General features: G+C 42.1%; 8 protein-coding genes. 6 read left to right on the top strand and 2 right to left on the bottom strand.

All coding sequences use genetic code 11. The features are described from left to right. Positions 1-4: 4 nt before the first annotated feature. From QSH61_RS19115 to QSH61_RS19105, 3 genes are all read left to right on the top strand, one after another. The gene (locus QSH61_RS19115) at positions 5-1,210 is read left to right on the top strand and encodes an EAL domain-containing response regulator (protein ID WP_010607501.1); all 1,206 of its coding nucleotides are present in this window, start codon (positions 5-7) and stop codon (positions 1,208-1,210) included. A 46-nt stretch (positions 1,211-1,256) separates the two neighbouring features. After that, the gene (locus QSH61_RS19110; protein ID WP_010607500.1) at positions 1,257-2,459 is read left to right on the top strand and encodes a response regulator; all 1,203 of its coding nucleotides are present in this window, start codon (positions 1,257-1,259) and stop codon (positions 2,457-2,459) included. 166 nt (positions 2,460-2,625) lie between these two features. Further along, positions 2,626-3,504: an AraC family transcriptional regulator gene (locus tag QSH61_RS19105; RefSeq protein ID WP_248298620.1), complete on the top strand. Its 879-nt coding sequence runs from the start codon at positions 2,626-2,628 to the stop codon at positions 3,502-3,504. Positions 3,505-3,609: 105 nt separating this feature from the next. Here the strand turns inward: QSH61_RS19105 and QSH61_RS19100 are convergent, their stop codons facing one another. Together QSH61_RS19100 and QSH61_RS19095 are read right to left on the bottom strand one after the other, a co-directional pair. Continuing rightward, a complete protein-coding gene (locus tag QSH61_RS19100; RefSeq protein ID WP_010607498.1) occupies positions 3,610-6,021 on the bottom strand; it encodes a TonB-dependent receptor in 2,412 nt (803 codons plus the stop codon). 267 nt (positions 6,022-6,288) lie between these two features. After that, positions 6,289-7,191, bottom strand: coding sequence for a sulfite exporter TauE/SafE family protein (locus tag QSH61_RS19095; protein ID WP_102058578.1), 903 nt, complete (start codon positions 7,189-7,191; stop codon positions 6,289-6,291). 255 nt (positions 7,192-7,446) lie between these two features. On the opposite strand from QSH61_RS19095, the gene QSH61_RS19090 reads away from it, so the two are divergent. The 3 genes from QSH61_RS19090 to QSH61_RS19080 all read left to right on the top strand — a co-directional run bounded on the left by QSH61_RS19090 (position 7,447) and on the right by QSH61_RS19080 (position 12,725). Then, positions 7,447-9,714 carry an aminotransferase class V-fold PLP-dependent enzyme gene (locus QSH61_RS19090; protein WP_206471119.1) on the top strand — a complete coding sequence of 756 codons (2,268 nt, stop codon included), beginning with the start codon at positions 7,447-7,449 and terminating at the stop codon, positions 9,712-9,714. A 563-nt stretch (positions 9,715-10,277) separates the two neighbouring features. Then, a complete protein-coding gene (locus QSH61_RS19085; protein WP_206471120.1) occupies positions 10,278-10,436 on the top strand; it encodes a DUF2256 domain-containing protein in 159 nt (52 codons plus the stop codon). 126 nt (positions 10,437-10,562) lie between these two features. Continuing rightward, positions 10,563-12,725, top strand: coding sequence for a TonB-dependent siderophore receptor (locus QSH61_RS19080; RefSeq protein ID WP_206471121.1), 2,163 nt, complete (start codon positions 10,563-10,565; stop codon positions 12,723-12,725). Positions 12,726-12,855: the final 130 nt, after the last annotated feature.

Genomic DNA, 12,855 nt, shown 5'->3' with positions numbered 1-12,855 from the left:
ATGTATGATAAATGAAAAGCACCTTATTATTGCGATTGATGATAGCGAGCTTATTCTCACACAATTGCAATTGTTGATTTCTAACCAGACACCGTGCGCCTTTAAAGGGTTTAACAGCGGGCTGTCTGCATTAGAAAGTCAAGAACTCCATCAAGCTTCCCTTATTTTACTTGATATCAACATGCCGCAAATGGATGGCGTAGAGATATTGCGGAAATTTGCCGAACTAAGTATCCAAGCACCTATCGCTTTGCTAAGTGGTGAAAAAGGTCTATTTATCAAAAATACCGCTGCACTGGCAGAGCTTCATGGCCTCACCATTATATCTAGTTTAGAAAAGCCACTTTCTGCAACTAAGCTAAAAGAACTTTACAGTCAGCTTCAGTCTCAAAATACATCCACAAAGTCCCAACACGCTCTACAAAACTATAGTAAAGATGAGATCTATGAGGGATTATTGCGAGAAGAGTTTTGTGCGTATTTTCAACCTAAAGTCGCAAGTTCATCCGGTGCAATCATTGGCGCAGAAGTGCTTGCAAGATGGCATCATAGTACCGATGGCACTGTGCCTCCTTCACAGTTTATCGCGACAATGGAAGAGAACGAATTAATTCACCTGCTATCCTATAGCCTGTTGAAACAAACCTTGTCCTTGCTTAGCTATAATCGAGATATTCTTAAAGCGCTTCAATTCAGCATTAATTTGAGCGTGAAAGAGCTAGAAGACATAAAACTCCCAGAAAAACTCGAGTCTATTTGCGAAGAGTATTGCACCCCCACCTCTCAAATCACTCTAGAGTTAACTGAGAGTCACTTGTTAGATAACATCAAGCGTGCGCTTGATGTGTTGCTGCGTTTAAAACTTAAAGGCTTTAAGCTGTCTATTGACGACTTTGGTACAGGGTATTCTTCTATTAAGCAGCTCAACGAGTTACCGTTTGATGAACTCAAAATCGATAGATGCTTTGTTGATGGCTGTTCAACGCAACCGAACAAACGCGTCATTATCGCGAGCACCTGTGAGATGGCTCACCAACTTGGACTAGAGGTCGTCGCTGAGGGTGTCGAAGAGATTGAGGACCTAGTCGTTGTACAAAGTTACGAAGTAGAATCGGTTCAAGGCTATTATTACTACCCACCTTGTACCCCGTCGGAGTTTTTGCAAACTGTCTCTGAATCCGCATTGCAAAAGTCTCATTCTAGTAAATAATTAAATTTAATAGGCTTTGATATACTCTCATAGTTAGAGGGAATCTATGCATAAAAAAGACGTTGAACACGCACAACGACATCCAAAAGTGATTATTATTTGCGACGATCCTGCAGAAATGACTGGCGTTGTTGATATTGTTGCTTCTCAAGTCAATGAATACCGTACTCTCACTAGTCATAAAGAAGTAGCTGAAGTGCTAACTGAGTCTCCACCAGATGTCATTGTTATTGCTCGAAAGACAGTCGCAAAAAGCGTCGAAATCTATAGTTTGCTCGCCAAGCATGGCTTACTTAACTATGCTCATGAAAATATTTTACTGTGTGAAAACAAAGAGTCAGGCGTGGCCTTTCGATGTTGTATGAAAGGTATTTTTACCGATTATTTTGTCTACAAACCGATGTATGAGAACTACCGATTTCGTATGATCTTACATAATGCTTTGGTTCGTACGGAAGGCACGTCTGAGGTTGCTAAAATCAGAGAGGAGCATTTTGGTCGCATAGATGACAAGCTAAAGCAATTGATTGATGATGCAGCTTTGTATCATCAAAAAGCGGATGAAACGCTACAAACGGTAAGACGTAATCTCGACAATGAAAAAGGGATTAATAAAGTTCAAGATGACTTGCTAAATGAATTAAAACAAAAACACTTATCGCCACTGCTGGATGAACTAGAACACCAATTGGCAGATAGCGTTCATGAATTAACAAAAAGATTGAAAGATAAACAATTCTCTATCGCTGAGCTTACAGCATTGCTGAGCGAAAAAGACAACTCTAAGTGCGCGCAATTAGCGCAAAATGTATTGCCAGTAGGTGATACCGGTGAGGTTGATGTTAGCGAACCAAAAGCGCTTGAAACCAAGCAAGAAGAAGTAAAAATAATGGTGGTGGAAGACAACGAAATTTATCGAGAGATGATAGCCAAGATCCTACGTGATGAGGGGTATAAAGTAGACTGTGAAACCAGCGGGTTAGGTGCTATAAAAACATTGAGAAAACATAAATTCACCATGGTATTTATGGACTTATTTATGCCAGAACTTGATGGCTACAATACAACCAAAAATATTCGCAATATTCCACATTGTAAAAAACTTCCTATCATTGCGCTAACCAGCAATAAAAACAAAGATATAATCAGAAAGTGGGCGTCTTTGGGGCTCACTGGGTACATCACCAAACCGTCTACCAAATCATCTATTTTAAAAGCTGTGGAAAAAGCACTTACGGAAAACCAATAAGTTGCGTAAAGTACAAATCAGCAAACATTATCAAATCGAGTTCTGCCATGATAAGCCATATCAACTCTGACGTAAGTTTCGGAGTTGTAATACCAATTCGCCTAATTAAGTGATCTATTTTGAGGCGAATTGGTAAAAGTGGCCGCATAAACCAACAATGAAGTGAATGATGACTAGAAAAGCAACAACCCTGAGCCAATACACTACTCGCTTAAATATTGTTATTGATTACATCTATAACAATATTAATCGCGAACTTGATGTGATCACGCTTGCTGATCAATGCCATATGTCGACTTATCACTTTCACCGTGTTTATCGCTCAATCGCTGGGGAAACCATCAATGCAACCGTAAGAAGAATGCGACTACATGTTGCTGCAGGTATGTTAATTCGCACCCAAGACTCCATTGCAAAGGTGGCTGAGCATACCGGTTATGCAAGTATTGAAGCGTTTAGCCGAGCATTTTCTCAACGATATAAGCAACCACCTAGCCTATTTCGCCAACATGAACAGGCCAAGGCAAAAGGCTGTGCGGCCGAGTTTTATATCATTAAGGTAGAAGAGGATTCGAATATGTTTAATGTAGAAATAGGCAGCAATGAGCAAATGACGTTAATCGGACTTGAGCACCATGGCGATTACATGCAAATCGGTCAAGCATTTGAAAAATTAAACGTACTGGCGCAGCAACAAGGCTTATTAGGTGCGGATACGCGTTTCTTTGGTGTATATTTTGACGACCCAAAAACCGTCGAGGAAAGCAAACTAAAATCAATGGCAACAATTTTAGTGCCAAAGACAACCGCATCTCTCCCAGAGGGGCTTTGTGAATTCGCCATTCCATCGGGCAAAACAGCTAGCCTACTTTACCAAGGTGACTATGCTTCTCTTGAAACGCCTTACGAGTACCTGTTTGGACAATGGTTACCTAACAGTGAGTTCGAACCTGCCGATGTGCCTGTTATCGAAGAATACTTAAATGATGTTAGAGATACACCACCACACGAGCTTCTCACTCGTATCACTTGTTACATTAAATAACTGATTTTTATCCTGTTCAGGGGTTAACTAATCTAAACGCGACTAAGCATCGACTGCTTAGAAAGAATAAGGAGGGACTTCCCTCCTTATTTATTTGCGAACCAATTAGAACCTATAGTTAAAGCTCAATTTAGCATTTCGCTCGTTGCCAGGCGTGCCACCTAAGAACAATGCTTTACTGTAATAACGCTCGTCAGTTAGGTTTTCAAGGTTTAGCTGAATATCGAACTGCTCAGCATCGAACTTAATTGCAGCATCCCAGCGAGTATAACCATCAATAGTTGCCGTAGGCAGGCCGAAAGAAACAGAATTAATTGTTCGTTCACTCTCATAGTTAATTCCAAGACTGTACTCTAGAGTCCCTCCAAACCAATTAGCTGGCTGGGTATACTTCACCCACGTGCTGGCAAACTTTTTCGGTACCCCTTTCATTTGACCTGAGCGTTCATTCGAACGGATCTCAACAGCATCTTGATAAGTCGCGTTCATATTCACACTGATTTGGTCGTTCAATGCTAAATTTAAGTCAAGCTCTACACCTTTTGACTCATCTTCATCATCGAAGAAATAGCGTGGAACGCTGACATTGTAGTCGTCACCTGGCTGCTCGTTATACTCAGGATTGTTATACATTAGGTTTGTGCGTTTAGTTTCGAACCACACTAATGAGCCCAATAAATCTTCATCAAAGGCAGTAAAACGCACACCAATATCTAACGTTTCAGATTCAGAGTCAGGTCTGTTTTTACGATTTGCATCAGCTTCATTTTCTAGACTACCCAGTACACTGTATGCAGTACGACCTTTTGCCATATTTACAAAAGCAGAAAGCTGAGAGGTCACTTGATAATTCAAGCCAATATTATACGTCATACCTGCATCATCCGTGTCCAGCTCTTCACTCTCTTCTGGTGAACGATCAGTACCTAAATGCTGATATTTTTGTTCAACGCTAGTATATGCAAGACCAGCACGAGCAGTTAGTGCATCAGTGATATACACCACTTCTTGTGCACTAATGCCATACGCCGTAAGCGTTTTATCGTAGTTACTACGTAGCGATGGGTCATAATCCTCGAATTCGCCTGTTGGCCAGTTTGGACTGCGAATGTCTAAGATATATGGAATTGAACCTTTACCATCGGCATCATATGCAGACCAACTTTTTAAGCGCATATCACGATTTTCATAGTTAACGCTGACTAAATGCTCACCGCTCAAAGAAGCCATATCCCAAGTTAACTGTAAATCAGCAAAGTACTGCCAAGTTTTTTCGCTGGCAACTTGACGGCGATACTCTTGACGGCGAGCCGCATAAGGATATAGCACATCATCAATCACAAGCGGAGCTCTTGGGTTTGCATTGATCACACCATTGCGCTCCCAATAAACATAATTGTAAGCACCTGTTTGGCGAACAAAATCAGAATCATAGCTACGCCATAATACCTGCTGGGTTAGCTTCGAGTTGCGATTTAAGTACCAATCGTGACGAAGCTTTATCCGTAACTCTTCACCTTCATTAGGACGAGATAAAGGAGAAATCAGATTCCCATCGCCAAGATTGAAAGGCTTTAGGCCATCGCCAATACGAATTGACTCAGCAAGTTGCGCGCGCTGTTCATCATTCAGCTGTACACCTAACCACTTACCTTTCTCAGCATCATATTGTGGGTCATTTGGCAAGCGATCAGCTGTAACCAGTCCTGGTTGCCCAGTAATGCTATCCCAGTTAATAATCCGTACCGGATCGCCAATTGAATCTACTTGTTGCGAATCATCAATATAGGCCGCTGAAAGTAAAAATGAGTGCTCGCTGCTTGGGTCGAAACGTAAGCTTGCATAGATTTCGTCTCTATTAGATTCTAGATCTCGATAGCCGTCGCTACGCTCATGGTTTGCAACAACACGGTAGGCAAGCTTGTCAGTAATTGCATCTGTAAAATCAACGCCCAAACCATAAGTATTCCATGCGCCCACTTTACCGTTAATTGAGAGCGCTTGTTCAAACTGTGGCTTTTTCTCAACTAAGTTAACTACACCACCTGCAGCACCAATACCATAAAGGCCTGTAGCAGGACCTTTTAACACTTCAATACTTTCGATATTGGTTAAGGAGCGTGTTGGGTTAAAGCTGTTCCCTAAGTCAGCACCACCATACATACCATCGTAGGTATAGTTTACGCCTAGGCCACGAACCATTAGTGAATCACCAATGCCGTAGTTATTACCGGCCTGAGACAAACCACTTACGTTGCGTAGTGCTTCTTGTAAAGTCGCTGCGCTTTGCGAATCTAGTAGCTCTTTGTCAACAACAACAACCGCGGCGGGGGTCTGCATAAGATCCATATTGGACTTAGTTGCAGTTCCAGATTGCAAAATAATTTTATTATGTTTGCCATAAACACTGATTTTTTCTATGTCTTCAGAAGCAAAAGCCGTTGTGCTTGCACCTAGTAAAGCCAACTTAACCGCAACGCATGAGGCGGAAAGAACAGAAGAGCGAGAGTATTGCATTTTTAACTCCAAACTACGCAATTGGATAGTGGTGAAATAAGCCAAATACCTATTTCAGAAAATAATTTATCAGAGAGGGGGCGAAGTTTAGCAAAACAATAGTAATGATAACAACTATCATTTACATTTTAAAAATGTAATGTTTTTTGCAATACACGAAAAGATGATAATAAAGTGTAACAGATGGATATTTTTATTTAGCGAGCGTAATCTAACTTCGTTATTTGCTCGCTTCGCGGCTTACCCAATTTTGTAAACCGCGTTAGATTAAAACAATCCTAGCAGCGTCGGATATAACTCATAACAGGTAAAGCTCACTTCAAGCCCAATCAAGACTAAAAGAAAACTGACCAGATGCCCCACTTTTACTTTTGAACAAACATAAGCGCCTAATGGAGCACCAACGACCACAATCGGTATTGCCGCTAGCAAATAGCCATTTATTTCACTGCTGATCGTATTGAGGTGCCACGCATTAATGCTACTTCCAATCAATGAGGTAAACGTCATCACCACGACGGAGGTTGCAGTCGCCTTTTTCACATCTGCATTATAAGCAATCACCAACAAGGCAAAGAGTGCAATATCTGCACCCGACCCTACTAATCCACTCGCTATACCTCCGATTAACGCTACGGCCATAAAGCGTAGCATTTTAGGTTGGATAAACTCACTGCTAGGTTGATGATGTGCCTTACGCCACCATCTCAAAATCAGTGTTAGTGCAAAGCAGAGCAACAAAAAACTAAAAATAGACTTAACGAGGAGCCTTGGTGCCAGAGGCGCGATATACAATAGGCTGAGCGTTACACCAAGCGCAGCCATTGGCAACGCCATTAAAATAACGTTTTTATATACCGGAATACGGCGACAGAAAATAGTAATGGTCGCCGCTGTCATACCAAAACTTTGTATCGCGAGAGAAAATACCTTGGCCGTAGCGGGATCTATGTCTAATAATTTAGTCATCACAGGAAAGGCGACGGCGCCACCGCCTAATGCAGTTCCACCTGCCACAAACGATCCCAACGCCATGGTCAGCGCAATATGGGATTCACTGATAATTTGACCAAGTGCTTGATAAAAGCCTTGTACCCAGATCAACGTAGCGTACACACCCAATGTAAAAAATAAGGGCCACATCGTCGGTTTTGTTATTCGTTGCAACATTATTCATCCATTACTCAAAGAGCCTTTCCTTATTAATACCCGTTACCATACTCATCTAGTATTTGAGCGAACGCAATTAAACATGATGAATACACTTTTTTCAAATTAAATTTACATTAAAAGTGAATACACCTGAATGCAATAAACACATCCTCAATAGTTGAAACGCACGCCTATCTCCCTTATTATAACTATAAATAATTACTTATTACTTTTTGTTATATCGGTAATTTGCTTATACCTAAAGGCACAATCATGACAGTAGAATCGGTGTTACCTCAAATATATCTAGATGCTAATGCAACAACCCCTGTATTAGAGCAAGCAGCAGACGCAGCATTGGTTACCATGAAAACCATGTTTGGTAACCCGAGCAGCAGCCACATTACAGGCCTACAGGCTAAGCAACTGATGGAACAAACTCGTCAAAAAGCACGTGCGGTGCTGGGTTCTGGTCATGGTCGAGTGATTTTCACCAGTGGCGCAACAGAGGGCATCCAAACCGGCATACTATCAGCCCTTTGTGAAGCAAAAAAGAAGATACAGCCAAACAAAAAATATACACTACTTTACGGGGCAACTGAACACAAAGCAGTACCAGAGTCACTTAAACATTGGAATCAAATTTTAGAAATTAATGCCGATGTCAAAGCCATTCCGGTTGATGGTGCAGGTAATCTGGATTTAGCGTTTATCGCAAATGAAGTACCTAATGCGCTAATGATTTGCACTATGGCTGTCAATAATGAAACCGGTGTATATCAAGACCTGAACCAATTAGAAAACGTAATAAGAAAGCATAATTCAAATATTTTTTGGATGGTTGACTGTGTTCAGGCGCTGGGTAAACGCAATTTAAACCTAGCGAGAACAACTATTGACTACGCACCTTTTAGCGGTCATAAGCTCTATGCACCAAAAGGCATCGGTTTTGTTTATATTCGAGAAACCGCGCCGTTTACGCCATTTATTGCTGGCGGTGGTCAAGAGAGCGGTTTACGCTCTGGGACAGAAAACTTACCAGGCCTTGCCGCGCTGAATGTGATTTTTGATGAACTGCTAAAAGAAAATGACAGCCAATTTGCAAGCGTAGATAAACTACACGATTTTCGAAATCAACTAGCACAAACGCTCAAAGATGCGTTCCCGACTATTGTATTTAATAATCACTTCAGTAATAGCGTTCCGACTACACTAAACTTTGCAATTCCGGGATTTAGCTCAAAAGAAATCATGGATTTGTTTGACGCAGCAAACATCCGTGTCAGCTCGGGCTCAGCGTGCAGTTCAAAGGTAACGCGCAGTTTTGTGCTAGATGCCATGGGACTCCCTGCATGGCAAAGCGAATCGGCTATTCGACTGTCTTTTGGTCCTGCCACAACCCAAACTGAAATAGACGCGGCGTGTGAGCGCATTCTCCATTGTGCTCAGGCACTCGGTCACAGTTGTCTCATGCAAGCGGCGAATGGCGTTAACAATAAAGAAGCGCTTGACGGCCTAGTACAATTTAAAGTGGGTGGTGCATGCTGTTGGTTGTTTGCTGATAAGCAGTCAAAAACGGCGATTATTATCGATCCACTTCCTGAGCTGGTAGAACGTCTTAATACGATATTGGAATGCCAGCAGCTAACACTGCTCGCTGCGCTTGATACACATGGGCACGCCGATCACGAATCGAGTCGAACCACACTGAATTTACCAAAACAAACATGCGACCATTTAGGCTGGCCAACTCAAACTACACAAATTGACTATAAAGGCCAGTCACTTGAAGCGCTAGTTATTGGTCACTACCGTCTTGCAAAACTAACCACCCCAGGACATACGGAAGATAGCGTCACCTTTATGCTATTGGAGCAACAACAAGATAAGTACGCCATCAGATACGTTTTTTGTGGTGACCTAATCCTGATGGGGGCATTAGGTAGAACCGACTTCTCCACCAGCTCACCAAAAGCGATGCTGAATAGCATTCAGTTACTTGCTCAGCTCATCGACACAGATACCTTGTTATGCCCAAGTCACGACTACAACAATGAGTTTGCAACCACCCTAGCGGCAGAGTGTAGTCGAAATTTACTATTAAATAGTGTGCTTCAACATGACATTGCGGTTGATGTATTTGTTGAGAAAAAGGCGCAAATAGACAAAAACATTGTTGATGAGGCTGGCAGTGAGATCATGTGTGGCGCAACGGTTTGCAATAAAAACCAATTTGAATTGCACGAGTACAACACAACAGAGCTCAATGCTCACATCGCTAACAACGAAGGTGTGCTGTTAATTGATATACGTGAACCGCATGAATATGCTCTAAATCACAACAGAGCGTTTGATCAAAATGTGCCACTAACCCGCCTTACTGACTTTATTTGCAAACAAAGCCAAGACAAGACGAAAGAGTTGGTGTTGGTGTGTCGCAGCGGCAGTAGATCACAAGTTGCAGCACAGGCGCTAGCACGACTCGGCTTTAATAATATCGGACATTTAAAAGGAGGGTATGCACTCATCCCATCAGCATAACCTTCACTGTTTCCTTTCTAAAGCCCCTACAGCGCTCGCTATGGGGCTTTTTTGATCTCACTTTTCATCACTACCGTATGAATACTAAAAATGACTAATACCAATTGGCTTAATTAAATGATCTATTTTGAGGCGAGAAAACCTTGTCGATAACCCCGCTACCGCGTCCTGCTATCGCCAAGGTACCTACATCCGTGTAGGCAAGACGAAAATTTTGCTATTTAACCTGAGGTTTGGATAAGGAATGTTCTAACTCATTGTTTCTAAAGCACAACTTAGTTTTTTCCTTGTCTAGCCAGAGAGTTTTAGGGAAAACACCGCTTCCGCGTCCTGCTCTCGCTAAGGTACCTACATCCTGTAGGCAAGGCGAATTTACGCACCAATAGCTGGCTATTGGAAGTGAATTCAACGCAGTTAGCGCTAAAACTGGCTGCTAGAAAGGCATTAATTATCCGCAGCTCAGGTTATTTAGTTGTTCTAAATGAGAAATTTTTAACGCAGCTAGCGTCAGATTGGCTCCTTCAAATTGAGCAAATATTAAGACTAATTGGTATAAACCTCAAATGGCTCATAAGAAAGTAAACCTACCTTATAAAGTATGTCCTATTTGCAAACGCCCATTTTATTGGCGGAAAAAATGGCGAAGAGATTGGGAAAACGTTAAATACTGCTCAAAGCGCTGTGCTGCTGAGCGACGCTCAAGTATAGGGCACAACAATTAACAAAACGTGGCGAATGTTGTAACTAGAATAATGCTTTGTAATATTTGCAAATTACAGAACAGTAATATTGATAATCACTCTCATCTACAATATCATTTGCGCAAACTTAGATCATAGGGATTAATCATGCGCTCATTTAAATACAAATATCCAAGCCTTATTGCCAGTGTTGCATTGGCGTTGTCTTGCTCGGCAATTGCACAAGAGCAAACAAAACAAGATAAAGACGACATTGAAATTATTGAAGTTAGCCCAAGAGGCTTAATTTCGTACGTTAGTGCTACCGCGTCAAAAACAGCAATTCCTATCGTCAAAACGCCTGTCTCAGTTTCGGTATTAACAGCGCAACGTATTTCTGATTTAGGTGCAGAAACGCTGCAAGATGCGATTGGGTATGTTGCAGGTGTTTATAATGGGCCATATGGTGTTGATACTCGAGGCGACTGGTCTAAAATTCGTGGCGTCGACCCCTTACTCTATGTTGATGGCCTGCAAAAATTGTTTGGCAATTACAACAATACCCGTACTAACCCATATGCACTTGAAAGCGTAGAGATCTTAAAAGGTCCTTCATCCGTGCTTTACGGACAGGGGTCTACAGGTGGTATCGTCAACGCAGTATCAAAATTACCAAAAGCAGACACTGAAGGTGAGATCTGGGCACAAGTGGGCAACTACGACCGTAAGCAACTAGCACTTGATTACAACACCACATTTGGTGAGCAGCAAGAGTATCAAGCACGTGCTGTTGCCATGTATCGAGACAGCGGCACGCAGACCGATTATGTTGATGACAACACACTGATGCTTGCACCAAGCTTTAGCTGGCTTGCTTCAGATGAAACTAAAATTACCTTGCTTGCCAACCTTCAGAGAAATGAATCAGGCTCTTCAACGCAATTCTTCCCGCATGAAGGCACTATTCTACCTGCAAAATACGGCCAAATTCCCAGTGAGCGTTTCGTCAGCGAGCCTGGCTGGGATAAATATGATACTGAGCAACAAGCGATCACCGCTATTGTTGAGCACAGCTTTGATTTAGACACACATATTAAGTTCTCCGGTCGCTACAGCGATAGTTCATCCGAGTACCGTACCATTTATTCTTGGCCACCAAAATTTGAAGCCGACAAACGCACTGTTAAGCGTATCGCCAGCCTCACCGACTCAAGTGCACGTAGTGTGACGATGGATCTTCAATTCCATAAATATTTGGAACTGGATGCGGTTAAACTCACTATGGTATCAGGTGTTGATTACCAAAATGCGGATACGGATTCTGATCGCGGCCGCGGCGTTGCAGCACCATTAGACTTATATAACCCAGTGTATGGACTAAGCACTGAGTTACCAACAGCGGTTGTCGATAACCCCGAAAATACGCTAAACAACAAGCAGCTTGGTGCTTATGCGCAAGTTACTGCGGAAGTAAACAGCTGGGTACTCAATGCGGCACTTCGCTATGATGACGTTTCAAATCAAGTGCAAACAGCAGGTGCAATAAAAAATAGTCAGAATGCCACTACAGGTCGGATCGGTTTGCTTTACCAGTTTGAGAATGGCATAGCACCCTATGCTAGCTATTCTGAATCATTTAAGGCTGTATTTGGACAAAAACCACAAGGTGGCGCATATAAACCGCTTGAGGGCGAGCAAGTTGAACTTGGCTTGAAATATCAGCCAACGGGTACTGAACACCTTATCACTGCCTCTGTATTTGAAATTAAAGACAAAAATCAAATACGAAAAGTTTCCCCCGAATTTGAAGTACAAGACGGTGAAATCACGGTAAAAGGGTTAGAGCTTGAGGCCCAACTTGAGTGGCAGCACCTTGATATCTATGCGGCATATTCTTATTTAGATACGGAACAAGACGTTTCTCCGCTGTCACCTACAGAGCTCTATGTAGCACAAGATTTGGTTACGCTCATCACAGATGATACTCAGCTCTCAGCAACACCTAAGCACTTAGCTTCAATTTGGGCGACGTACCGCGCAGATGAATGGCTTCCAGGGCTAAAATTTGGCGCGGGTATTCGACATGTAGGAAAAACCTATGATGGCAGTCGCACAGTTGAATTAAACGGCCAAACACTACACCAGCAATTAGTGACTGATAACTTTAACCTTATTGATATGATGATTGGCTATGACATTGAACAATATCAATTCAGTTTACAAGTCGATAATGTCACCGATAAAACGGTTATTACCAGCTGTTTGTTCCGTGGCGATTGTTTCTATGGACAACGTAGAACTATCAGCGCTAACGTTAAGTATAAGTTTTAATCCCCTTTACGAGATAAGGCGGCCTTGTCCCGCCTTATCTCGTTTATTTTTCTCAATATCAACTCAACTGTATGATTTCAAAATCATTACCTACTACAGGGGCAATTAGGTTATTATATGCAACAAACCA

The organism is Pseudoalteromonas sp. JC3 (assembly GCF_030291895.1).
Classification (GTDB): Bacteria; Pseudomonadota; Gammaproteobacteria; order Enterobacterales; family Alteromonadaceae; genus Pseudoalteromonas.
This window is presented reverse-complemented; position numbering and strand designations above follow the sequence as displayed.